21 protein-coding genes are annotated in these 23,751 nt (G+C 74.1%); 7 read left to right on the forward strand and 14 right to left on the reverse strand.

Annotation, left to right across the window (positions count from 1 at the left end; translation table 11 throughout):
- Positions 1–8: 8 nt before the first annotated feature.
- From paaE to ACFY2K_RS06345, 8 genes are all read right to left on the reverse strand, one after another.
- Entirely contained in the window at positions 9–1,133 is a 1,125-nt protein-coding gene (gene paaE, locus ACFY2K_RS06310) for a 1,2-phenylacetyl-CoA epoxidase subunit PaaE (RefSeq protein WP_387709880.1), read from the reverse strand.
- Positions 1,134–1,676 carry a 1,2-phenylacetyl-CoA epoxidase subunit PaaD gene (gene paaD, locus ACFY2K_RS06315; RefSeq protein ID WP_387709882.1) on the reverse strand — a complete coding sequence of 181 codons (543 nt, stop codon included), beginning with the start codon at positions 1,674–1,676 and terminating at the stop codon, positions 1,134–1,136. It abuts the gene before it with no gap.
- Positions 1,670–2,605 (reverse strand): 1,2-phenylacetyl-CoA epoxidase subunit PaaC, encoded by a 936-nt coding sequence (gene paaC, locus ACFY2K_RS06320; RefSeq protein WP_387709884.1) that lies wholly within the window; start codon positions 2,603–2,605, stop codon positions 1,670–1,672. Before paaC ends, paaD begins: the two co-directional genes overlap by 7 nt.
- Positions 2,589–2,894, reverse strand: coding sequence for a 1,2-phenylacetyl-CoA epoxidase subunit PaaB (gene paaB, locus ACFY2K_RS06325; protein ID WP_387709886.1), 306 nt, complete (start codon positions 2,892–2,894; stop codon positions 2,589–2,591). Before paaB ends, paaC begins: the two co-directional genes overlap by 17 nt.
- Positions 2,891–3,952 carry a 1,2-phenylacetyl-CoA epoxidase subunit PaaA gene (paaA, locus tag ACFY2K_RS06330; RefSeq protein ID WP_387709888.1) on the reverse strand — a complete coding sequence of 354 codons (1,062 nt, stop codon included), beginning with the start codon at positions 3,950–3,952 and terminating at the stop codon, positions 2,891–2,893. Before paaA ends, paaB begins: the two co-directional genes overlap by 4 nt.
- 297 nt (positions 3,953–4,249) lie before the next feature.
- On the reverse strand, positions 4,250–5,722 hold the full coding sequence (locus tag ACFY2K_RS06335) for a M20 family metallopeptidase (protein WP_380520950.1): 1,473 nt from the start codon (positions 5,720–5,722) through the stop codon (positions 4,250–4,252).
- A 718-nt stretch (positions 5,723–6,440) separates the two neighbouring features.
- Positions 6,441–7,100, reverse strand: a complete 660-nt coding sequence (locus tag ACFY2K_RS06340; protein WP_375890631.1) for a response regulator — start codon at positions 7,098–7,100, stop codon at positions 6,441–6,443.
- Complete coding sequence (locus tag ACFY2K_RS06345; RefSeq protein ID WP_387709890.1) at positions 7,097–8,560, reverse strand: sensor histidine kinase; 1,464 nt, start codon at positions 8,558–8,560, stop codon at positions 7,097–7,099. Before ACFY2K_RS06345 ends, ACFY2K_RS06340 begins: the two co-directional genes overlap by 4 nt.
- Positions 8,561–8,723: 163 nt before the next feature.
- Between ACFY2K_RS06345 and ACFY2K_RS06350 the strand changes: the two genes are divergently transcribed.
- The 4 genes from ACFY2K_RS06350 to ACFY2K_RS06365 all read left to right on the forward strand — a co-directional run bounded on the left by ACFY2K_RS06350 (position 8,724) and on the right by ACFY2K_RS06365 (position 12,508).
- A complete protein-coding gene (locus ACFY2K_RS06350) occupies positions 8,724–9,566 on the forward strand; it encodes a class I SAM-dependent methyltransferase (protein WP_387709892.1) in 843 nt (280 codons plus the stop codon).
- Positions 9,567–9,749: 183 nt separating this feature from the next.
- Positions 9,750–10,763: an aldo/keto reductase gene (locus ACFY2K_RS06355; RefSeq protein WP_380520943.1), complete on the forward strand. Its 1,014-nt coding sequence runs from the start codon at positions 9,750–9,752 to the stop codon at positions 10,761–10,763.
- A gap of 66 nt (positions 10,764–10,829) precedes the next feature.
- Positions 10,830–11,450, forward strand: a complete 621-nt coding sequence (locus tag ACFY2K_RS06360; RefSeq protein WP_380395915.1) for a TetR family transcriptional regulator — start codon at positions 10,830–10,832, stop codon at positions 11,448–11,450.
- Between the two features lie 152 nt (positions 11,451–11,602).
- On the forward strand, positions 11,603–12,508 hold the full coding sequence (locus ACFY2K_RS06365; RefSeq protein ID WP_387709894.1) for an ADP-ribosylglycohydrolase family protein: 906 nt from the start codon (positions 11,603–11,605) through the stop codon (positions 12,506–12,508).
- An 81-nt stretch (positions 12,509–12,589) separates the two neighbouring features.
- On the opposite strand, the gene ACFY2K_RS06370 is transcribed toward ACFY2K_RS06365, so the two are convergent.
- Together ACFY2K_RS06370 and ACFY2K_RS06375 are read right to left on the reverse strand one after the other, a co-directional pair.
- Positions 12,590–12,853, reverse strand: coding sequence for a GlsB/YeaQ/YmgE family stress response membrane protein (locus ACFY2K_RS06370; RefSeq protein WP_375890643.1), 264 nt, complete (start codon positions 12,851–12,853; stop codon positions 12,590–12,592).
- Positions 12,854–12,903: 50 nt separating this feature from the next.
- Positions 12,904–13,170: a GlsB/YeaQ/YmgE family stress response membrane protein gene (locus ACFY2K_RS06375; protein ID WP_375890644.1), complete on the reverse strand. Its 267-nt coding sequence runs from the start codon at positions 13,168–13,170 to the stop codon at positions 12,904–12,906.
- Positions 13,171–13,355: 185 nt separating this feature from the next.
- Here ACFY2K_RS06375 and ACFY2K_RS06380 point away from each other — a divergent pair, with 185 nt between their 5' ends.
- Entirely contained in the window at positions 13,356–14,597 is a 1,242-nt protein-coding gene (locus ACFY2K_RS06380) for a glycosyltransferase (protein ID WP_387709896.1), read from the forward strand.
- 107 nt (positions 14,598–14,704) lie between these two features.
- Here the strand turns inward: ACFY2K_RS06380 and ACFY2K_RS06385 are convergent, their stop codons facing one another.
- The 4 genes from ACFY2K_RS06385 to ACFY2K_RS06400 form a co-directional block, all read right to left on the reverse strand.
- Positions 14,705–16,285, reverse strand: coding sequence for an NCS1 family nucleobase:cation symporter-1 (locus tag ACFY2K_RS06385; RefSeq protein WP_387709898.1), 1,581 nt, complete (start codon positions 16,283–16,285; stop codon positions 14,705–14,707).
- A gap of 91 nt (positions 16,286–16,376) precedes the next feature.
- The gene (locus tag ACFY2K_RS06390) at positions 16,377–17,390 is read right to left on the reverse strand and encodes a TIGR03842 family LLM class F420-dependent oxidoreductase (protein ID WP_380395910.1); all 1,014 of its coding nucleotides are present in this window, start codon (positions 17,388–17,390) and stop codon (positions 16,377–16,379) included.
- A gap of 152 nt (positions 17,391–17,542) precedes the next feature.
- Positions 17,543–18,973 (reverse strand): dihydropyrimidinase, encoded by a 1,431-nt coding sequence (gene hydA, locus ACFY2K_RS06395; RefSeq protein WP_380590978.1) that lies wholly within the window; start codon positions 18,971–18,973, stop codon positions 17,543–17,545.
- Positions 18,974–18,984: 11 nt separating this feature from the next.
- Positions 18,985–19,827: a nitrilase-related carbon-nitrogen hydrolase gene (locus tag ACFY2K_RS06400; protein ID WP_375890653.1), complete on the reverse strand. Its 843-nt coding sequence runs from the start codon at positions 19,825–19,827 to the stop codon at positions 18,985–18,987.
- Between the two features lie 486 nt (positions 19,828–20,313).
- Between ACFY2K_RS06400 and ACFY2K_RS06405 the strand changes: the two genes are divergently transcribed.
- Both ACFY2K_RS06405 and ACFY2K_RS06410 read left to right on the forward strand, forming a co-directional pair.
- The gene (locus ACFY2K_RS06405) at positions 20,314–23,475 is read left to right on the forward strand and encodes a hypothetical protein (protein ID WP_387709901.1); all 3,162 of its coding nucleotides are present in this window, start codon (positions 20,314–20,316) and stop codon (positions 23,473–23,475) included.
- Positions 23,476–23,646: 171 nt separating this feature from the next.
- Entirely contained in the window at positions 23,647–23,724 is a 78-nt protein-coding gene (locus ACFY2K_RS06410) for a putative leader peptide (RefSeq protein ID WP_101948289.1), read from the forward strand.
- Positions 23,725–23,751: the final 27 nt, after the last annotated feature.

The following is a 23,751-nucleotide window of genomic DNA, read 5'->3' on the forward strand; positions in this document are numbered from 1 at the left end:
GGCCCGGGTCAGCGGTCGTAGTCGACGGTGACCCGGTCGGTGACCGGCCGGGCCTGGCAGGTGAGGACGTAGCCGGCCGCCAGTTCCTTCTCCTCCAGCGCGAAGTTGCGGCGCATCTCCACCTCTCCCTCGGTGACCAGGGCCCGGCAGGTGCCGCACACCCCGCCCTTGCAGGCGAAGGGCAGGTCGGGGCGGGAGCGCTGGGCGCCGTCCAGGATCGAGCGGTCGCGCGGGAGGGTGAGGGTGCTGCCGCGGCCGTCGAGGACGACGGTGACCTCGCTGCGCTCGCCGGCCTCGGCCCCGGCCGCGCCGTCGGGGCCGTCCAGGTCCTCGTCCCGCTCGGCGAGCGGCTCGTCCTCGGCGTGGAACAGTTCCTGGTGCACCCGTTCCCCGGGCACGGCCAGGTCGGCGAGCAGTTCCTTCGCCCCGGTGACCATGCCGAACGGCCCGCACAGCCACCAGTGCCCGACGGCGTCGACGTCCACCAGCGCCGCCAGCAGCGCCCGGACCCGCTCCGGGTCCAGCCGGCCGCTGAGCAGTTCGGCGTCCCTGCTCTCCCGGGAGAGCACGTGGACCAGCTGGAACCGGCCGAGGTAGCGGTCCTTGAGGTCGGCCAGCTCGTCCGCGAACATCACGGTGTCGCTGCGCCGGTTGCCGTAGAGCAGGGTGACGGTGGAACGGCGGTCGGCGGCCAGCACGGAGGCGGCGATCGACAGCATCGGGGTGATGCCGGAACCCGCCGCGAGCAGCACGTGATCGGCGGGGACGCCGAGTTCGGGGGAGAACAGGCCGGACGGGGTCAGCACCTCGACCTCCTCGCCGGGCCGGGCCTCGCGCACCAGCCAGCGCGAGAACAGCCCGCCGGGCACCTCGCGGACGGCGATCCGCAGCGGGCCGCCGACGGGCGCGCAGATCGAGTACGAGCGGCGCTCGTCGGTGCCGTCCACCAGCTTGCGCAGGGTCAGGGTCTGGCCGGGGCGGAACGCGAACTCGTCCGCCAGGGCGTCCGGCACCGCGAAGGTCACCGCCACGGCGTCCTCGCAGAGCCGCTCCACCCGCTCGATCCGCAGCCGGTGGAAGCTCGGCCGACGGGCCGGGCGGACGGGGTCCGTCACAGGGGTCGCGGCGGGCATTCAGATCTCCTTGACGCGTTCGAACGGCTCGCGGCAGGCGCGGCAGCGCCAGAGCGCCTTGCAGGCGGTGGAGCCGAAGCGGGACAGCTCCTCCGTGTCGGCGCCCCCGCAGTGCGGGCAGGGCACGGGGGCCGCGGCGCCCGTGCGGGTGGCGCCGAGGGTGAGCGGGACCGGCCCGGGGCGGGGCGCGAGGGCCGAGGTCGGGCGCGGCGGGGCGATGCCCGCCTCGGCGAGCTTGCGGCGGCCCTCGGCGGTGATCAGGTCGGTGGACCACGGCGGGTCCAGCCGCAGCCGCACCCGGACGTCCGGGTACCCGGCGGAGCGCAGCCGGCGGTCGACGTCGGCGGCCATCTCGGCGACGGCCGGGCAGCCCGAGTAGGTCGGCGTCAGCCAGGCCGTCACCGTACCGCTGCCGTCGTCCACCTCGACCCCGGCGAGCACACCCAGGTCGGCCAGGGTGAGCATGGGCAGCTCCGGGTCCGGGACGGCCGCGGCCACCGACCAGGCCCTCTCGCGGACGGTGTCCGCGGTGCCCGTCACCACGTCGCCCCCGGGTGGGCGCGCGCCACCACCTGCAGCTCGGCGAGCAGCGGGCCGAGCGCCTCGGTGTGCACCCCGTCGCGGCCGGCCCGGCCCAGGACGGTGGCCAGCGGCGGGAGGTCCGGCACGGTCAGTCCGGCCTCGGCGAGGACGGCGGCGAGCTCGCGCAGCACCGGTTCGCGCAGACCGGCCGGGTCGACGCCGGCCCGCAGCTCCACGGGGTGCGCGGTGAACAGCTCCTCCAGCAGCGGCCAGACGGCGTCCAGCCCGGCCTGCATCCGCTCCGCCGAGTACGGCGTGCCGTCGCCGAGGCGCAGCGTCCAGGCCGTGGCGTACTCGCGGTGGTACGCGAGTTCCTTGACGCCCCGGGCCGCGACCGCGGCCAGCACCGGGTCCGGGTGGGCGCTCAGCGCCTCGTACAGCGCGCAGCGGGCGGTGGCGAACAGCAGCAGCCGGGCGATCGAGTGCGCGAAGTCGCCGTTCGGGGTCTCCACCAGGCGGACGTTGCGGAACTCGTGGTCCTCCCGCCAGTAGGCCAGGTCGTCCTCGGTGCGGCCGGAGCCGTCCGCCTGGCCGGCCCGGGTGAGCAGCAGCCGGGCCTGGCCGAGCAGGTCCAGGCCCAGGTTGGCGAGCGCGACCTCCTCCTCCAGCTCGGGCGCCCGGGTGCACCACTCGATCAACCGCTGGGAGAGCACCAGGGCGTCGTCGCCGAGCATCTGGCAGTAGGCGGCGAGGTCGGCACCGGCCAGGCCGGCGGGCAGGGCGGTGTCCACGCCGAGCAGCGGGTCGGTGAAGCCCGTCCCGTACGCCCAGCGGCCCTCGCCCTCGGGGCCGGGGGTGGCCCCGGCGAGGCTGAGGTAGACGTGGTCGTCCTCGGTGGCGGACGTGGTGTGGTCGTGCACGGTGGCTCCCCCGTCAGATGTGCGGGACATCCTCGGGGATGTCGTAGAAGGTCGGGTGGCGGTAGACCTTGTCGCCGCTGGGCTCGAAGAACGGGTCGCGCTCGTCCGGGGTGGAGGCGGTGATCGCGTCCGAGCGGACGACCCAGAGGCTGACGCCCTCGTTGCGGCGGGTGTACAGGTCGCGGGCGGCGAGCAGCGCCATCCGGTCGTCAGCGGCGCGCAGCGAGCCGACGTGGACGTGGTTCAGGCCGCGCCGGGGGCGCACGAACACCTCGTACAGCGGCCAGCCGGCCTTGGGGCCTGCCTCGGACTCGGTCACTTCTCGTTCTCCTGTTCGGGGGTGGGCCGCTCGGCGGCCGCGGCGTGTCCGGCATCGGGGGCATGTCCGGCGACGGCGGCGTGTCCGGCATCGACGGCGTGTCCGGCGTCGGCGGCGCGCTTGGCGGCGTAGGCGACGGCCGCCTCGCGCACCCAGGCGCCCTCCTCGTGCGCGGCCCGGCGGCGGTCGACCCGCTGGGCGTTGCACGGGCCCTGCCCGCGGATGACCCTGGTCAGCTCGGACCAGTCCGGCTCGCCGAAGTCCCAGCCGCCGCGCTCCTCGTTCCGGCGCAGCTCGGGGTCGGGGAGGGTGACGCCCAGGTGCTCGGCCTGCGGGACGGTCATGTCGACGAAGCGCTGCCGGAGCTCGTCGTTGGTGTGGCGCTTGATCCGCCAGGCCATCGAGCGGGCGGTGTTCGGCGAGTCGGCGTCCGGCGGGCCGAACATCATCAGCGACGGCCACCACCAGCGGTCGACCGCGTCCTGGACCATCCGGCGCTGGCCCTCGGTACCGCGCATCAGGGTCATCAGGAGCTCGTAGCCCTGGCGCTGGTGGAAGGACTCCTCCTTGCAGACCCGCACCATCGCGCGGGCGTACGGACCGTAGCTGCAGCGGCAGAGCGGGACCTGGTTGCAGATCGCGGCGCCGTCCACCAGCCAGCCGATCACGCCGACGTCGGCGAAGGTGAGGGTGGGGTAGTTGAAGATCGAGGAGTACTTCTGGCGGCCGCTGATCAGCTTCTCGGTGAGCTCGGCACGGTCGACCCCGAGGGTCTCGGCGGCGGCGTAGAGGTAGAGGCCGTGGCCCGCCTCGTCCTGGGCCTTGGCGAGCAGGATCGCCTTGCGGCGCAGCGAGGGGGCCCGGGTGAGCCAGTTGCCCTCGGGCTGCATGCCGATGATCTCGGAGTGGGCGTGCTGGGCGATCTGGCGGATCAGGGTGGCCCGGTAGGCGTCGGGCATCCAGTCCCGGGGCTCGATCCGCTGCTCGGCGGCGATCACCGCGTCGAACCGGTCCTCCGGCGTCTGCGCGGGGACCGCCTCTTCCACCTCTGTTGTCACCACGGTCCCCTCTCGTGTTCCTGCTCCGGCTTCCCGGCTCCCCGGCCTGGGCGGCAGGGAGCGAACCGACTGACCGTTCGGTCGGTACCATTCTGCGCGGCGGGACGGAGGGATGGCAAGGGACGCCGACGAATGGGCGGGCGCGAGGGGCAGGGAGCGAGGGGCAGGCCGAGGGGCGGCGAACAGAAGACAGACAACAGATAACAGCTGACAGAATCTGAAATCTGTCAGCTGTTATCTGTTCGCTGTTATCTGTTCGCTGTTACCTGTCAGCCGTCAGCCGTCAGCCACCGAGGGTCACCCCTCCGCGCGGTCCCGCAGTCGCGGCAGCGGCACCGCGAGCAGCGCCGCCAGCAGGGCGATCCGCGGCGCGAGCTGGTCCAGCTTGATGTACTCGTGCCGGGCGTGGGCGCCGGCGCCGACCGCGCCGAACCCGTCCAGCGTCGGCAGACCGCGCGAGCCGGGCAGGTTGGTGTCCCCGGCACCGCCGGCCGGGGCGCCGTCGAGCTGCTGCCCGAGCACCGCGGCGAGCGAACGCACGTGCCTGAGCAGTGGGTTACCGGTGCGCTCGGGCCAGGCCGGCCGGCTGGACAGCACCTCCGTCCGCACCCGCGCGCCCGGCCGCAACGCGGTCAGCCGCGCGAGGTTGTCGAGCGTGCGGCGCTGCGCCTCGGTGGTGGAGAAGCGCAGGCCGAGCTCCGCCTCGGCCCGTCCGGCGACCACGTTCGCCCGTGAACCCCCGCTGATCCGACCGGTGTTGAGCTCCGTACCGGGCTGGCCCGCGAGGTCGCGGACGAGCACCAGCTGGTCGACCAGCTCGTCCACCGCCGACACCCCGTCGTGGGCGTCGTTGCCCGCGTGGGCCTCCCGGCCGGTGACGGTGAGCCGCACCCGGGTACTGCCGCGCCGGGCGGTCTTCAACCGGCCGTCCGGATGCGGCGGCTCCAGTCCCAGGACGGCCGCCGCGCCCCGCAGTTGGCGCTCGACCAGGCCACGCCCGTCCGGACTGCCGACCTCCTCGTCGGACACCACGACCAGCCGTACGGTGCGGTGCGGCCGCTGCCCCAGGTCGGCGAGCAGCGCCAAGGCGCCCTCCAGGACGGCGAGTCCGCCCTTCATGTCGACCACCCCGGGCCCGGTGAGCCGCCCGTCCTGCTCGGTCACCGGCCAGTCCGCCAGGGTGCCGGCGGGCCAGACGGTGTCGTGGTGCCCCACGATCAGCAGGTGGGGCAGGGTCTCGTCCCGCCCCTCCCACTCCAGCACCAGGTGGTCACCGGCCGGTCCGGGTTCACGGCGGGCGGTTGCCCCGGTGGCCCGGAATCCGGACTCCAACTCCTCGGCGAGCGCGTCGAGTCGGGGCGCGTCACCACTCGGCGATTCGATCCGGGCCAGGTCCGCGCACCGCCGCCGGACCGCGCCGGCGAGGGTACGGGCCCGGGTGCTGAGCGCCTGCGGCAGTCCGGGCAGCGCAGCGGTGATGCTCGTCGCAGCGGCACCGGCGGCGACAGCGGCAACAGCGCCGGCGGATCCGACCGCCACCGCACTGGACTTCGCCATCACACCGGACTTCGCCGTGGCATCGACCTTCACCGCGGCCACCGACGCGGCCGTAGCACCGGGCCTGACCGCGGCACCGGTCGTGGACGTCGCGACCGGCGGGCTCTCGACAGCGGAACCAACGGTGGACGAACCAACGGTGGACGAACCGACCTTGGCGGAACCGCCCAGGGCGACCAGGGCCTCACCGTCGGCCGCGGCGGGAACGGTCACGGGTACGCGGTCGGGTTCCGCGGCGCTGCCCGGTGCGGCCGGCGACCCGACGATCTGGGGACTCAACGCTCGCCTCCGCGGCCGCAGCCGGTATTCAGCGGCCGCACCGGCCGACCGCCCCCGCCCGGGTGCCAGGCCCGGCCGGACCGCGCCGGTCGGCCGGGGGGCCGGACGGCCCGTCGGAACGGCCCGTCTGGTCCAAGTGCGGTGGAACGGTTGGGCGGCGTGCTTGGCATCTGCGTCCTCCTCGCTCGATCCGGTGGCCCCGGTTCCGCCCGGAGCCCCGTGGACGGCGGCTTCCTGGTGGCGGGCGCAAGGGCCGGACCGCCGCAGGGAAGCCGAGATGTGAGCCTAGAAGAACCGTTCGGTTTCCTGCGAGGTGGCCCTGCTCCCAGCGTGCCGGTACGGGCCCCGGTGCCGGGCACCCGTCGGCGGAAGCGGCGGGCGCTCGGCGGGCGGGCCCGGATCGACGCGCGGGCACGGTCGCCGGATCGCGCCCATCTCCACCATGGACCCGCCGCCCGGGTTCGGCAGCGCAAACCGCCAAGGCACGGCATTTCCACGCCGGATGGGTGACAGCGGCTCAGCGGGCGGTACCAACCGGAGGCACGCGACGGCTCAGGGAAGCCCGCGGCGACACCTGGACCGACGCCCGGGGAACATCCGTGTGAACACCGTCCGACGCTGCGCCCCGCCCTGCCCTCCCGAGCGCCCGCGGTCAGGCGCCGTCCCCGACGAGCCCCGCATCGCGTGCGAGCAGCGCCGCCTGGACCCGGTTGGCCACACCGAGCGCGGTCAGGATCCGACTGACGTGCGCCTTGACGGTGCTCTCCCGCATCCCCAGGACGCCCGCGATCTCGGCGTTGGACAGCCCGTCGGCGAGCTCCCGCAACACGTCGGTCTCGCGCGGGGTGAGCCCGGCGATCCTGCCCCGGGCGGCGACGGAGCGCGGCGCGCCGACCCGGTGGTACCGGTCGATCAGCCGTCGCGCGGCGGCGGGGTGCAGCATCCCCTGGCCGGCGGCGACCACGTGGACGGCGCGGGCGATCTCGGCGGGCGGGGTGTCCTTGAGCAGGAAGCCGTCCGCCCCGGCGGCGAGCGCCTGGTACACGTACTCGTCCAGGTCGAAGGTGGTGAGCGCGATGACCCGCGGGGCGTCGGGGAGTTGGCGCAGCCGCCGGGTCGCGGCGATCCCGTCGAGGCGGGGCATCCGGATGTCCATCAGCGCGACGTCGATCCGGCGGCCGCGGGCGAGCTCGACGGCCTGCAGCCCGTCGGCGGCCTCGGCGACCACGGTCAGGGCCGGGTCCTGGGCGAGGAGATCGACCAGGCCGAGGCGCACCAGTGCGTCGTCGTCGACCACCATCGTGCGGATCATGCGGTGTCCTTCGGCTGCGGGGGCTTCTTCCGGGACGGCGACCTCGGCGACGGCGGCTCCGGTGACGGGGGCCTCGACGGCGTGACCTCCGGCGGCGGGACCTCCGGCGGCGCCACGGCGTGGGGTGGCGGCACGGCGTGGGATGGCGGCACGGACTGCGCCGGCCGGTCCGGCGCGGGCAGCCGGGCGGAGAGCCGGAAGCCGCCGGCACCGTCCGGCCCGGCGTCCAGGTGGCCGCCCAGCGCGCCGACCCGTTCGCCGAGGCCCACCAGCCCGTACCCGCCACCCGAGACCGGCCCATTCGGCGTCGTCCCTCCGGGGCCGTTGCGGACCTCGACGGTGGTCGCCGGTGCCCCGTAGCCGACCCGGACGGTGACGGGCGCGGCGTGGGCGTGCTTGCGGGCGTTGGTCAGCGCCTCCTGGACCACCCGGTGCACGGCGAGCCGATGGGTGGTGGGCACAGCCTCCGGGTCTCCCGCCAGGGCGAGTTCGACCAGCTGCCCGGCCTGGTTCGCCTCGTCGATCAGGTCGGTGAGGTCGCGCAGCGCAGGTGCCGGGACAGGCGGCAGGACGGGAGGCGGGCCGGACAACGGGACGGACAACGGGACGGACGACCGGCCGGACAACGGGACGGACAGCGCCCCGGTCGACGACCCGAACGGCGCGGACCACTCCCCGGACGGTACGGGCACGTCGGCCTCGGCGGCGGCCCGCTCCGGCGGTTCGGCGCGCAGGGCGCCCAGGACGTCGCGCAGGTCGTCGAGCGAGCGGGCGGCGGTGGTGCGCAGGAGTTCGAGACGGTGGGTGAGCCGGTCCGGGTCGGCGGCGACGGTCCCGGCCCGGGCCTGGTCGCGCAGCACTCCGGCGTGCAGCACCAGCAGGCTCAGCCGGTGGGCCAGCACGTCGTGCATCTCCCGGGCGATCCGGGAGCGTTCGGCGGAGCGGGCCTGCTCGGCGCGCAACTCCCGCTCCCGCCGCAGGGTTTCGACCTGGGCGTGCAGCGTCCGGATCAGCACCCGGCGGCCGTGCAGCCACAGCCCGAAGGACAAGGTGGCCGCCTGGAGGAGGAGTTGGGAACCGGTCGTGCCGGCCCAGCCGACCAGCGAGTCCGCAGTGATCGCGCTGCCCACGGCGATCACCGCGCCGCCGGCCGCCGCCGGACCGACCCGGCCGAGGGAGGCCAGGTAGTAGACGCTGATCAAGCCCGGGAAGGCCCGGTTGAGCAGCCCGCCGGTGAGCACCGGCAGGACGGCCGAGGCGACGGGGTGACGGCGGGCGAGCAGCAGCGAGAGCGCGGCGAGCACGGCCACCGCCACCCGGGGCAGGCGCAGCGGGCCGTCGAGGTGCAGCCACTGGAAGACGCCCTCCTCGACGGCGAGCCCGAGGATCCCGAGCAGCAACAGGCTGTCGGCCCAGGGCCGGTGGTCCGGGCCGTACCAGCCGAGCAGGCCTGTGCGCATGGAGCTCCTCCCCGCCCGGTCCCGTCCACCCGCTCGAATGCTACGGGCGGACGGCGGCGCGGCACCCCCTCCTCCCGGACGTCGGCACCCTCGACTTTCGTCGGGGGTCGGCGCCGCTCACCGGCCGATCCGCGGCGTTCCCGCGCTCCCTAGCGTCGTCGACATGACGACCGAACAGCTCCACCCGAGCCCCGATTCCCCTCCACAGCAGCACAGTTCAGCCGACACGCACGACCGGCAGGGCGTGCACGACCAGCACAGCGCGCACGACACGCACGACACGCACGACACGCACGGCACGCAAGCCGGGCAGGCCGCGCCCAGCACGCACGGCTCTCCGTACGGCGGGGACCGCCTGCTGTTCCTCGCCGAGGCCCTGCGCACCTTCCACGACACCGGCGCGCTGGCGCCGAGCGGACCGGCGCTGGTGAACGCCCTGGTGGTGCCGGCCACCAGCCGCCCGAACCGGCCGATCTCGGTGCTGGAGGTCGGCGCCGGCACGGGCGTGGTGACCCGCCGGCTGGCCCAGGTGCTGCGCCCCGGCGACCGGCTGCACGTGGTCGAGGCGAACCCGCGGTTCGCCGACCGGCTGCGGGAGGACTCGGTCCTGGCCGCGCGCCGGCCGGGGGTGGGGCTGCGACTGTCGACCTGCCGGGTGGAGGAGCTGCCGGAGGCGGCCGCGCCGACGGGGGCCGCGGCCGAGCGGTACGACGTGATCGTGTCCGGGCTGCCGTTCACCAACTTCGAGCCGGCCCTGGTCCGGCGCATCCTCGACCTCTACCTGCGTCTGCTGGCCCCGGGCGGCGAGCTGACCTACTTCGGGTACCTCGGCACCACGACGGCCCGCACCCTCACCTCGGGCCCCCGACGGGGCGCCCGCCACCGGGCGGTGGTGCGGCTGCTGCGGCGCTTCGAGGCGACGTACGGGCTGGGCGAGCGCACGGTGTGGCGCAACCTGCCGCCCGCCCGGGCCCACCTGCTGCGCTCCCCGGGGCCGTACTCCTGACTCCAGGCGGCGCGACTCCTCGCGGCGCGACTCTTCTCGGCGCGACTCCTAGCGGGCATCTCGCCGCGAACAAATGACAAAAGACAGCGAACAGATTTTGAAATCTGTTCGCTGTCGTGCCATAGTGAGATCCGGGTCACACTGCCCCCGCCCTCCGGCACCGCACCCGCCCCTGGAGCTCCCATGGCCTCGACCACCCGCCCCGCCCAGCGCCCCCTCGGCACCTCCGGCCCCGTCACCTCCGCCCTCGGCCTCGGCTGCATGGGCATGTCCGACCTCTACGGCCCGGCCGACGAGGCCGAGAGCATCGCCACCATCCACGCCGCCCTGGACGCCGGGATCACCCTCCTCGACACCGGCGACTTCTACGGCATGGGCCACAACGAGCTGCTGATCCACGAGGCCCTGCGCGGCCGCGACCGCGACAGCGTCCAGATCAGCGTGAAGTTCGGAGCCCAGCGCGGCCCCGACGGCCAGTGGCTCGGCTACGACACCAGCCCGGCCGCCACCAAGACCGCGCTGACGTACACCCTGCGCCGGCTGCGCACCGACCACATCGACGTCTACCGCCCCGCCCGGCTCGACCCCAAGGTCCCGATCGAGGAGACCGTCGGCGCCATCGCGGACCTGGTGAAGGACGGCTACGTCCGCCACATCGGCCTGTCCGAGGTCGGCGCCGACACCCTGCGCCGCGCCGCCGCCGTCCACCCGATCAGCGATCTGCAGATCGAGTACTCGCTGCTCAGCCGCTCCATCGAGGCGGCCGTCCTGCCCACCGCCCGCGAACTCGGGATCGGCATCACCGCGTACGGCGTGCTCTCCCGCGGCCTGCTCAGCGGCCACTGGAACCCGGACCGCTCGCTCGCCGGCACCGACTTCCGCACCGCCAGCCCCCGCTTCCAGGGCGACAACCTGACCCACAACCTCGCCCTGGTCGAGGCGCTGCGCGCGGTCGCCGACGCCAAGGGCGCCGGCGTCGCCCAGATCGCCATCGCCTGGGTGGCCTCGCGCGGCGAGGACGTCGTCACGCTGGTCGGCGCCCGCCGTCGCGACCGGCTGACCGAGGCGCTCGGCTCGCTGGACGTCACCCTCACCCCCGCCGACCTGGCCGCCATCGAGGCCGCCGTCCCCGCCGGGGCCGCGGCCGGCGACCGGTACGCTGCCGCGCAGATGGCGCGCCTGGACAGCGAGCGCTGACCGAGCCCGCGCTGACCGGCGAGAACCCTCCGCACCACCCGACCGCACGACCCTAAGGACGGCCCCGTGACCACGGACACCGCACTCACCGCCGAGCAGATCCTGATCGCGGCGGAGGAAGCCCTCCGGCGGTTCGGCCCGGCCAAGGCCACCGTCGTGGACGTCGCCCGGGAACTCGGCGTCAGCCACAGCAGCGTCTACCGCCACTTCCCCAGCAAGGCGGCGCTGCGGGAGGCGGTCACCCAGCGCTGGCTGAACCAGGCGCACTACGACCTGGAGATGGTCGCGAACGACGCCGGCGGCGCCGTCGAGCGCCTCCAGCGCTGGCTGACCACGCTGTTCGGGGCCAAGCGGAAGAAGGCACTGGACGACCCGGAGCTGTTCGCCACCTACCTGGTGCTGGCCGAGGAGAACAGCACGGTCGTCGACGCGCACGTCGAGACCCTGGTCAAGCAGATCGCCCAGATCGTCCACGACGGCATGGACGCCAAGGAGTTCCAGCTCGCCCACGTCCCCTCCACCGCTCGCGCGGTCTTCGACGCCACGGCCCCCTTCCACAACCCGGTCTTCGCCCACACCTGGTCCGAGCCCACCGCGGACGAGCGCTTCGCGGCGGTCTGGAAGCTCGTGCTCAGCGGCTTGAAGGGCAGGCCCGCCGAGCTGGTCCCCGAGCCGACGGAGTTCTGAGCGGGGCCCGTCCTCGTGCGGAGCGCGCCCCGAGCGAAGCCCGTCCCGTGCGAGGGCGGTGAGGCGTCGGCGGCCGGAGCGAAATCCGGTCGTCGGCGCCTCACCCTTTCAGGCAGACTGTCGCACCCAGTTGATCTCACTCGGAGGATGACATGCGTGCGGCCGGTCCCGTCCTGGACAGCCTGCGGGGGCTCGCGCTCGGCGACGCCTTCGGTGACCGGTGGTTCTCCGTCCCGGTGGACGAGGCACCCGCCGCCCTGGCGGCCCGCCTGGTCCGCCCGGCGCCCTGGCACTGGACCGACGACACGGCGATGGCCCTCGTCCTGGTCCGCCACCTCGCCGCCCACGGCGAGGTCCGGCAGGACGCGCTGGCCGCCGGGTTCGCGGCCGAGTACGCCCGCGAGTACCAGCGCAAGTACGGCCCGTCGATGCACCGGGTGCTGCGCGGGATCGGCGCCGGCGGGAACTGGCGCGCCATCACCTCGGGCCAGTTCGAGGGCCAGGGCTCGTACGGGAACGGCGCCGCGATGCGGGTCGCCCCGCTGGGCGCCGGGTTCGCCGAGGACCTCGACGAGGTCGCCCGGCAGGCCGAACTCCAGGCGCTCACCACCCACTTCCACCCCGAGGCGGTCACCGGGGCGGTGGCGGTGGCACTCGCCGCGGCGCTCGCCGTCCGCAGCCGGGGCCACCGGGCGCCGGGCCGGACCGAGCTCCTCACCGAGGTCGCCGACCGGCTGCCGGAGAGCGACGTCCGCTCCGGCCTGCGGATCGCCGCCCGGCTGCCGGAGCACACCAGCGTCCGGCACGCCGCCAACGTGCTGGGCTCGGGGCTGATGATCTCCGCCCCGGACACCGTCCCCTTCGCCCTCTGGTCCGCCGCCGGGCACCTGGACTCACTGCCCGACGCGATCTGGCACACCCTGGAGGGCTGGGGCGACATGGACACCACCTGTGCCATCGCCGCCGGCGTGGTGGCCGCCCGCACCGGGCTCTCGGACGTACCGGCCGACTGGCTCGCGGCCTGCGAGGAGCTGCCGGAGTGGGCCGCCGACCGGTAGCCGGAACGCCGGAGGCACCGGGCAGTCAGCTCCGGGCGGTCAACGGCGGGCGGTCAGCGCCAGGCAGTCACCGCCGGGCGGTCAGCGCCGGGCGAGGAAGCGGAGCACCCGGTAGCCGATGAGCAGGACCATCGCCCCGCCGATCGCCGACACCCAGGTCGTGACGTCGAGGAGGCCCACCCTCACCGTCCCGTGCATCCAGTGCAGGACGATCCAGGTGCCGATGTAGGAGCCGGTGATCCCGATCAAGGTGCTGCCGATCAGACCGCGCTCCCCCCTCGACATCGCCATCCTGGCCAGCGTCCCCGACACCAGGCCGAGCACGATCCACTCCATCCAGCTCATCCGCCGCCCCTTGCGTCATCGGTGTGACGAGACCCCGCCGCACTCGTCCGTCAGCGGCGCGAGTTGCCGAACAGCAGCCGGTAGGCGATCAGCAGCACCAACGCGCCGCCGATCGCCGACACCCAGGTCGGCCCGTCGAAGAAGCGCGCCGTGATCGACCGGTGCAGGAAGTGCGACGCGATCCAGCCGCCGACGAAGGAGCCGGCGATCCCGATCAGGGTGGTCACGATCAGACCGCCCGGGTCCCTCCCAGGCAGCAGCAGCTTGGCCAGGGCCCCGGCCACCAGGCCCAGCACGATCCACGCGACGACGCTCATCCGAACCCGTCCCTCCCGTCCGTGGCGCGACGGCCCCGTCCCGCGCGCTCTGCCACGGAGGACGCCGACACCCACCGAGGCGGTTCCGGCCGACCCCGGCCGACGGCGGGATCCGGCCACCCGGAGCCGACCGGTCCGCGCGTGGCGTCCTTCCGGCCGGTCGTACCCGCCGAAATACTGCGGCCATGCGCATCCTGATCGCCACCGCCGGCTCCCGGGGCGACGTCGCACCCTTCACCGGGCTCGGCGTCCGCCTGCAGGCGGCCGGACATCAGGTGGCCGTCGCCACCCACGCCACCTTCGCCGACTCGGTACGGGCCGCCGGACTGGAGTTCCGTCCGCTGCCTGTCGACCCGCGGGCCGAACTCGCCTCCACCGAGGGCCGGCGACTGCTGCGGGCCGGCAGCGGGCACGGCGTCGTCCTGCAACTCCTGCGCCTGGGGCGGAGGTTCATGCCCGCCCTCGGCGACGGCATCGCGGACGCGACGGCGCTCGGTGCCGACCTGCTGCTCACCACCAGCACCACCAGTGCGCTCGGCCAGGTCGCGGCCGAGGCGGCCGGCATCCCCACCATCGGGCTGTACCTCCAACCGCTCTCCCCCACCCGCGAGTTCGCCCCGGCCGTGACCGGCGCACGCTCGCTCGGACGGCCCGGCAACCTGCTCGCCGGCCACGCCGTCCAGGCGGCCACCGACCAACTGTTCGTGCCGGCCGTCCGCGGACTGCGCCGCCGGCTCGGGCTGCCGCCACTGGGCATCGCCCGGGCCCGACGCGACCACCCCGTCCTGCACGGCTTCTCGCCGCGCGTCGTCCCCCGGCCGACGGACTGGCACCCCCGACTGGACGTGGCCGGGTACTGGTGGCCCGCCGGACCCGCGGGCTGGCAGCCCCCGCAGCGGCTGCTCGACTTCCTGGCCGCCGGACCGCCCCCGGTCTTCGTCGGCTTCGGCAGCCTGGTCGTGCCCGATCCCGAACGACTCACCGCGACCGTCCTCGCCGCCGGCCGCGCCGCCCGGGTGCGCCTCCTCCTGCAGTCCGGCTGGAGCGGCCTGGCCGCCGAGGACTCGGAGACCGTACTGACCATCGGCGACACCCCGCACGACTGGCTGTTCCCGCGCACCGCGGCCGTCGTCCACCACGCGGGCGCGGGCACCACGGCGGCCACCCTCCGCTCCGGCACCCCCACCGTCCCGGTGCCCGCCCAGCTGGACGCCCCCTTCTGGTCCGCGCGGCTCACCGCGCTCGGCGTCTCCCCCGGCCCGGTACCCCTGCGCGCCCTGACCCCCGCCCACCTGGCCGCCTCCATCCGCCAGGCCCTGGACGACCCCCACTACCGCACCCGCGCTCGCTCCGTCGCAGCCGCCCTCGCCACCGAGGACGGCGCCGCCAAGGTCCTGGCCGCGGTGGAGGCGACGGGTGACGGGTGACAAATGACAGATGACGGATAACAGATGACAGCGAACAGATTTCGAAATCTGTTCGCTGTCATCTGTTATCCGTTATCCGTTCGCTGACATCTGTCACCCGCCAGTTGTCACCCGCCCGCCGCTCCCCGTTCCTCCTGCCCCCGACCCGTTCCGCCCCGCCCCTCTCCTCGCCCCGCGCTCAGCACCAGGTAGACCACCGCCGACGACGCGAGCCCCACCGCCCACCCGTAGTCCGCCAGCGGCTGGAGGAACGGGACCAACCCGTCCACCGGGAACGGCCCCTGCTTCACCCCGTGCGCGTCCACCGTCGAGTACGACCCCCCGACCGCCAGCAGACCGCCGACCAGCAGCGCGGTGACCGCCCGCCAGTTCCATCCGCCCGCGTACCAGTAGGCGCCGAACGGCCGGTAGAGCTCGGCGAGTTGCAGCCGGGTGCGGCGCAGCAGCCAGTAGTCGGCGATCAGCACCCCGGCGACCGTCCCGAGCAGGCCGCCGACCACGCCCAGCCAGACGTAGATGTAGACGTGCGGGTCGGCGGTCAGCCTCCACGGGAAGATGGCGATCCCGACCACCCCGGTGATCAGCGCCCCGGTACGGAAGTTGACGAACCGGGGCACCAGGTTGGCCAGGTCGTACGCCGGGGAGACGACATTGGCCGCGATGTTCACCGACAGCGTCGCGATCAGGACCGTCAGCAGCGCGAACAGGAGCGCCACCGGGCTCTCCATCTTCGCGGCGAGCTTGATCGGGTCCCACACCGGTTCGCCGTACACCGCCGCGGAGCCCGAGGTGACCAGCACCGACAGCAGCGCGAAGAGCGTCATCGTCGTCGGCAGACCGAGGGCCTGGCCGCGGATCTGTGCCCGCTGACTGCCGCCGAAGCGGGTGAAGTCGGGGATGTTGAGCGCCAGCGTGGACCAGAAGCCGATCATCCCCATCAGCGAGGGGAAGAAGACCTTCCAGAACCCGCTGCCCCAGCCCAGTTTCGACGGCTGGTCGAGCAACGGGCCGAGCCCGCCCGCCTTGACGCCGATCCAGACCAGCAGGGCGAGCGCGCCGACGATGACGAACGGCGCCGCCCAGTTCTCGAAGCGCCGTAGCGCCTCCATCCCCCGGGCGATGATGACCATCTCGATCAGCCAGAACAGCAGGAAGGAGGCCCACTGCGTCCACGGGTAGCCGCCGAACTCGGTTGCGGTCCGCCAGGATTCGCCGAGAAGCCGGCCCGCCAGCAGGAAGATCCCCTCACCCCCGATCCAGGTCTGGATGCCGAACCAGGCGCAGGCGACGGTCGCCCGGATGAGCGCGGGCAGATTGGCACCACGCAGCCCGAACGAGGCCCGCGCGAACACCGGGAAGGGGATGCCGTACTTCGTCCCGGCGTGTCCGGTGAGGAGCATCGGCGCGAGCACGATCAGGTTGGCGAGCGCGATGGTCAGCACCGCCTGCTTCCAGTCCATCCCGAGCGCGACCAGGCCCGAAGCCAGCGTCCAGGAGGGGATGTTGTGGGCCATGCCGACCCAGAGCGCGAGGAAGTTGTAGGTGGTCCAGGTACGCCGCCGCACCGGGACCGGCCGGAGGTCGTCACTGGTGAAGCCGTTGGGAGGCAACACCCCTTCGGCCGGGTCGAGTTCGACCCGGCCGTCGGGATGCTGCCGCTGTCCGCCGCCGGTCGCGGTGTCGGCCATGGGCAACTCCCTTCTGCCACGGGCAGGATCGAGGAATCACGGGCTCAGGGGCCACAGACCCAGGGGGCCACGAACTCACGAGGCCGGCGGTTCAGAGGTGTGGGATGACGTCCGCCCCGTAGGCGTCGATGGTGGCCTCGACCGCGTCGTGCATGGCGTAGACGGCGAACTGGTCGACGCCGAGCGAGCGGAGTTCGGCGAGTCGGGCGCGCTGGGCCTCAACCGGTCCGATCAGGCAGAAGCGGTCGACGATCGCGTCCGGGACGAAGGCCGTGTCGGGGTTCCCGGCCCGTCCGTGGTGGCTGTAGTCGTAGCCCTGGCGGTCCTTGATGTACTCGGTGAGGGCGTCGGGTACCAGGTCGGAGTGTTCGCCGTAGTGGCTGACCAGATCGGCGACGTGGTTGCCGACCATCCCGCCGAACCACCGGCACTGCTCCCGGGCGTGGGCGAGCGCGGCGGGCGAGTCGTCGGCGGTGACGTACGCGGGCGCGGCGACGCAGATGGTGACGTCGGCCGGGTCCCGTCCCGCCTCGACGGCGGCCGCCCGGACGGCCTTGACCATGTACTCGGTGAGGTAGGGGTCGGCCAACTGGAGGATGAAGCCGTCCGCCTGACGTCCGGTCAGGGCGAGTGCCTTGGGCCCGTACGCGCCCATCCAGATCGGCAGCGAGGCGCCGGGGCCGACCCACGGCAGGTGCATCTCGGCGCCGTCCACCTCGGCGGTGCGTCCCTCGGCCAACTCCTTGACGGCATGCATGGCTTGGGAGAGCCGGTCGAGGGTGGCGGGGCGTCGGCCTGCGACCCGCATGGCGGAGTCGCCGCGGCCGATGCCGCACACCGTCCGGTTGCCGTACATGTCGTTGAGGGTGGCGAACAGGGAGGCGGTGACCTCCCAGGTGCGGGTGGAGGGGTTGGTGACCATCGGGCCGACGGTGAGGCGCTCGGTCTCGGCCAGGATGCGGCTGTAGATGACGAAGGGCTCCTGCCACAGCACGCAGGAGTCGAAGGTCCAGCCGTGGCTGAACCCGGCCTGTTCGGCGCGGATCATCCGGTCGATGAGCAGGCGGGCCGGCGGGTCGGTCTGGAGGACGAGGCCGATGTCCATGGGGTGCTCCGGGAGAGGGGTGGGAGGGCGGCCCGGGGCCGGCGCACTCGGCGCGGCCCCAGGCGACGAAGGCGAGACGAAGGCGAAGCGAAGAGAAGGACAGGGAAGGGAAGGAGGAAGGGGGGAGGGAACCGAAAGGAAGGCGAAGGGGATCAGGTCAGGTACTGGCAGGTGTCCCGGCGCAGGAAGGCGCCGTGTCCGGCCCGGCCGAGCCAGCGGCCGTCGTCCAGCACGACGGTGCCGCGCGAGAGCACCGTCCGGGCCCGGCCGGTGAGTCGGCGGCCCTCGTAGGCCGAGTAGTCCACGTTCATGTGGTGGGTCGCGGCGGAGACGGTCTGCACCGCGGTGGGGTCGTAGACGACGAGGTCGGCGTCGGCGCCGGGCGCGACGGTGCCCTTGCGCGGGTGCAGCCCGAACATCCGGGCCGGGGTGGTGCAGGCGATCTCGATCCAGCGGCGCCGGCTGATCCGTCCGTCCACGACGGCCTGGTGCAGCAGGTCCATCCGGTTCTCCACGCCCGGGAGGCCGTTGGGGATCTTCGAGAAGTCGCCGCGGCCGAGTTCCTTCTGCCCGACGTAGCAGAACGGGCAGTGGTCGGTGGAGACCACCTGGAGGTCGTTGGTGCGCAGCCCGCGCCAGAGCGCCTCCTGGTGCTCGCGCGGCCGGAGCGGCGTGCTGCACACGTACTTGGCGCCCTCGAAGCCGTCGGCGCCCTCCTCGGCGAGGTTGTCGGTGGAGAGGAAGAGGTACTGGGGGCAGGTCTCGCCGAAGACGGGGAGCCCGGCGTCGCGGGCCCGGGCGAGTTCGTCGAGCGCCGAGGCGGCGGAGACGTGCACCACGTAGAGCGGACTGCCGGCCACCTGGGCGAGCTTGATCGCCCGGTGGGTGGCCTCGGCCTCCAGGAGTTCGCGCCGGACCTCGCCGTGGTAGCGGGGGGCGGTCCGCCCGGCGGCGAGGGCCTGTTCGACCAGGACGTCGATGGCGATGCCGTTCTCGGCGTGCATCATGATCAGCCCGCCGTTGGCCGCGCCGCGCTGCATGGCGCGCAGGATGCGGCCGTCGTCGCTGTAGAAGACGCCGGGGTAGGCCATGAAGAGCTTGAAGGAGGTGGACTCGCCGGAGTCGACCAGCGTGTCCATCTCCTTGAGGACGGCGTCGTTGACGTCCGAGACGATGGTGTGGAAGGCGTAGTCGATCGCGCAGTTGCCCTCGGCCTTGGCGTGCCAGGCGTCCAGGCCCTCGCGCAGCGCCCCGCCGACGGGCTGGACGGCGAAGTCGACGACGGTGGTGGTGCCGCCCCAGGCGGCGGCGCGGGTGCCGGTCTCGAAGGTGTCGGAGGCGGCGGTGCCGCCGAACGGCAGCTCCATGTGGGTGTGGGCGTCGACGCCGCCCGGGATGACGTAGTGGCCGGTGGCGTCGATGACGGTGTCGGCGGTCCAGGCCTCGGCGGCGGCGCTGCCGGTGGCGGCCAGGGCGGCGACGCGCTCGCCCTCGATCAGGACGTCGGCGTGGAGTTCGTCGGTGGCGGTGATGACGAGGCCGCCGCGGACAACGGTGCGCTGCTGCGGGTCACGGGTGGTCATCGCGCTGCTCCTCAGGCCTCGGCGAGGGGTCCGTAGGCGTCGGGCCGGCGGTCGCGGTAGAACGCCCACTGCTGGCGGACCTGTTCGATCAGGCCGAGGTCGAGGTCGCGGACGACCAGTTCCTCCTCCTTGTCGGAGGCGGCCTCGCCGACGAACTGGCCGCGCGGGTCGACGAAGTAGGAGGTGCCGTAGAAGTCGTTGTCGCCGTACTCCTCGGTGCCGACCCGGTTGATGGCGGCGACGAAGTACTCGTTGGCGACGGCGGCGGCGGGCTGTTCGAGCTGCCAGAGGTAGGCGGACAGGCCGCGGCTGGTGGCGGAGGGGTTGTAGACGATCTGCGCGCCGGCCAGGCCCAGGGCGCGCCAGCCCTCGGGGAAGTGCCGGTCGTAGCAGATGTAGACGCCGACCTTGCCGACGGCGGTGTCGAAGACGGGCCAGCCGAGGTTGCCGGGCTTGAAGTAGTACTTCTCCCAGAAGCCCTTGACCTGCGGGATGTGGTGCTTGCGGTACTTGCCGAGGTAGCTGCCGTCCGCGTCGATCACCGCGGCGGTGTTGTAGTAGACGCCGGTCTGCTCCTCCTCGTAGACCGGTACGACGATCACCATGCCCAGTTCGCGGGCGAGGTCCTGCATCCGGCGCACGGTCGGCCCGTCGGGGACGGCCTCGGCCCAGCGGTAGTGCTCGGGTTCCTGGACCTGACAGAAGTACGGGGCGTTGAACACCTCCTGGAAGCCGATGATCTTCGCGCCCTGGGCGGCGGCCTCGCGGGCGTACCGCTCGTGGAGCGCGATCATGCTCTCCTGGTCGCCGGTCCAGCGGGTCTGGACGAGCGCGGCACGGACGATCTGCGACATGGGTACCTCCGCAACTCCGCGTCCCGGCCGTGCGGTCGGGCCCGCGGTCTGAGGGTTGACGGGGCGGGTCTCGCCCGCGGCTCCGCTCGGGGGCCGCGGGGGTCTACGGGAAGGGTCTACGTGCGTAGAAGGCGCGATCTGTAGACGGTAGGCCGGGCTTCGGTCGCCTGACAATACGTCGGCGGTAACGCCTGCGGGGCGATCTTGTTACGCGGACACGCGGGTGGCCATGGGTGGGATGAAATGCTCATCTACCCCATTGGTGGCCTCCTTACTCATTCGAGTGAAAGCGGGCGCCGGGGGTGCGGAATCGGCCACGACAGGGTAAAACGCGCCTTGACGGTGCGACAGATCGTCATCTGGCGCGCGTACGGGGCGACTTCGGTGATCATGAGCTGATCATCCGGCGATCGGGTGCGGGGCCGGATGCGGGGATCGGCCACGGGGATCGACGGTCGGCCGGGGGCCGAACGGGGGGTGGTACTGATGACAGCGACGGACGAGCGCGCGGAGCGCACGTCGGGTACGTCGGGCACGGCGGGCATGCCGGCGGGGCGGCCGCCCGCGCTGCCGGCCTGGGCCGGCCTGCTGCTCGCTCTCGGGGCCCTGCTGCCGCTCGCCGCCGGCCTCCTCCTCGCCCCCGGGCAGGTGCCGCGGGCCGGGCTGACGGCCCTGCGCCTGGCCGGCTCCCGGGCGGCGGCCGAGGCGGTGGTCGGCGGGAGCTCCGGAGCGTACCGGGCCGCCCTGGGCGACGAGCCCTGGCCGATCGCCGGCTACGGGCTGACGCTGACGGCCGCGGCCCTGCTGGGCGGGTACGTGCTCGGGCGGCGCCGCCGGCTCGGGCCGGCCCTGCTGGTCGGGGCCGCCGGGCTGCTCGCCGCCGGCTGCGACCTCGCCGCCGACGTCCTGCTGCGCCTGGGGCTCGACCACGCCGACTCCGACACCCCCTTCGCGGTGGCGGCGGCGCTCACCACCGTCAGCCGGCTGCTGCTCCTGCCCGCCGGGGTGGCGGCCGCGGCCCTGCTCGCGGTGACGGCCGCCAGGGCCGCCCGCGGGTTGCGCGCCACGGCGGTGAAGCCGGGTGACGACGCCGACCCGGACCGCCCGGCGCTGATACCGCCCTGGCCCGTCCTCACCCGGCACGGCCGCCCGCTGCACGGGCCCCGGCACGGGCTCCGGCACGCGTCCCGATCCGAACCACCGCACGAACCACCCCACGAACCGCCGCGCGACTCCCGGCGACCGGAGGCGGCGACGCCACCCGACGCTCCCGGCGCCCACGCCCACTGGCGGGACGCCGGCCGGGTGCCGCCCGGCCGCGAGCCCGCCGAGCTGGGCTTCTGCGCCTCGGGCGGCGGCATCCGCTCGGCCTGCGTCACGCTCGGCGCGCTCCAGGCCCTGCGCCCGTGGCTGAAACGGGCCCGCTACCTGGTCTCCGTCTCCGGCGGCGGGTACACCGTGGGCGCGCTGCAGCTCGCGCTCAGCGACTCCGCCCCCGGCAGCCCGGTCCGCGCCGTCTCGGGCCTGACGGCCGACACGGTCCTGGAGCCCGGCTCCCCGGAGGAGGACCACCTCCGCCGCCACAGCAAGTACATCGCCGACGGCACCGGCGAGTGGCTGGTCGCCCTCGGCACGCTGCTGCGCGGCGTGCTCTCGGCGCTCACCCTGCTGCTGGCCGCCGTGCTGGTGCTCGGCCTCGGCCTCAGCCGCTTCTACCACGCCGTCCCGGTCACCGACCTGGACGCGCTGGCCGCCGCCGGCCTGCGCCACCCGGGCGCCGTGCCGGGCGGGTTGGAGTTCCGCACCCCCGCCCTGGCCGCCCTCGGCGTGGTACTGGGCGCGGCGGCCTGCTGCTGGCTGCTCTGGCTGCTGGCCTTCCCACCGCTCGGCTGGCACGCGCTGCTGCCGCGCGCGCTGCGCCGGCTCAACTACGCCGCGCTCGCGCTGGCCGGGCTGCTGGCCCTCGGGGTGCTGGCGGTGCCGGGCCTGGCCTGGGGCGCGGTCCGGCTCCAGCAGGCGCTGGCGGCCGGCCCGCGACTGACCGGCGCGGGGCTCAGCCTGACCGTGGTGCTCAGCTACCTCGCCCTGCTGCTCGGCATACTCTGGCGCGACCGCCGGGCGATCGGCAGCGGCGTGCGCGCGGCCGCCGGGGCGCTGCGCGGCGCCGGCCGGATCGGCGGCGGGCTGACCGCCAACCTCCCGCAGTACCTGGTGGTCTGGGCCGCCCTCGGCAGCCTGACGGCCGGTGCGCTGCTGGCCCTCGGCTGGGCGATCGCCACCGGGTACGCCTGGCCGACGGCCGTCCAGGTGCTGCTGCCGCTGGTGCTCGGCGCCGTCGGGCTGAACCTCGACCAGACCTGGATGAGCCTGCACCCGTTCTACCGGCTGCGCCTGGCCTCGGCCTTCGCCGTCCGCCGGGTCACCGAGGGCGGCCGCTCGCTCGCCCGCCGGTACGACTTCTACCGGGAGCAGACCTGGCTGAGCCACTACGGCGCCCGGCACCCCGACTTCCCCCAGGTGATCTTCTCGGCGGCGGCCAACCTGTCGGGCAACTCCCGTACGCCGCCCGGACGTCGGGCGGTCTCCTTCTCGCTCTCGTACGACTACGTGGGCGGCCCGGACGTCGGCTACGCGCGCACCGACCTGCTGGAGCGGCGGACTCGTCGGCACATCGCCCGCGACCTCACCGTGCAGTCCGCGATGGCCGTCTCCGGCGCCGCCTTCTCCTCCGCGATGGGCCGCCAGTCCCGGGTCTACCAGGGCCTGTTCGCGGTCACCAACGCCCGGCTCGGGACGTGGCTGCCCAACCCGGCGGAGCTCGGCCCGGCCTGGTCCGGCACGCCCGACTGGCGCCGCGCCGGGCAGCCCGCCGTGCGCCGACTGCCCTACCAGCTCCGCGAACTGACCGGCCGGTTCCCGGCGGACGACCGCTTCCTGCTCACCACCGACGGCGGGCACTACGAGAACCTCGGGCTGGTCGAACTGCTACGGCACCGGGTCCGGACGGCGGTGAGCATCGACGCCAGCGGGGACTCCGGCTACGCCGCCAACCTGGCCGCCGCCATCACCCTGGCCCGCGAGGAGCTCGGCGTCGTCATCACCCTGCACCGGCCGGAGCTGCTGATCCCGGGCAGCGCCACCACCGGCCGCACCCCCGACGGGGGCCACGGCAGCGACCACGGCAGCGACCACGACGGGGCCGGTGCCGACGGGACCGACGCCGACGGCGGCACGCCCCTGCGCGGGCTGGCGGCCCAGCTCTCCGAACGGCTCTCGGCCCGGGGCGTGATCACCGGGGACGTCCGCTACCCGGCCATCGACGGCGAGCCCGACTCCGAACGGCACGGCACGCTGATCGTCCTCCAGGCGGTGCTGACCGCCGACATGCCGTACGAGCTGCAGTCCTACGCGGTGACCCACCCGGCCTTCCCGAACGACGGCACCAGCGACCAGTGGTTCGACCACCAGCAGTTCGACGCCTACCAGACGCTCGGCCGCTACCTGGGCGAGCAGGCCGGCCCGGTGATCGAACGGGCGCTGTCCGCCGCTGCGGCGGCCACCGCGCCACCCGCACCCGTGCCCGCGCAGCCGCGGGGCGAAGAGCCCACAGCACCCGAGCGGCCCGCCGAGGACCGGACCGGGAGCTGAGCAGGGAGCTGAGCAGGGAGCCAGGCAGGGAGCCGGGCAGCAGGCTGCGCAGCGCGCTGAGCCGGCTCCCCGGCCGGGGCGTCGGGCCGCCCGTTCACGGGGCGCAACAGGCCGCAACGAACGGGCGCCCCGGCTTGACTTCGTGCGACCGGCTCGGAAAAGATCCGGGGCATGGACTCCGGCACCACTCTGGTTTGCCGCCTGCACGTCGATCTGCGACGCCAGGCGAGTTCCATCTGTGCCTGTTGACCCTGTTCCACTTCGCCGGTTCCGCCC

Source organism: Kitasatospora sp. NPDC001309 (genome assembly GCF_042896295.1).
GTDB lineage: Bacteria > Actinomycetota > Actinomycetes > Streptomycetales > Streptomycetaceae > Kitasatospora.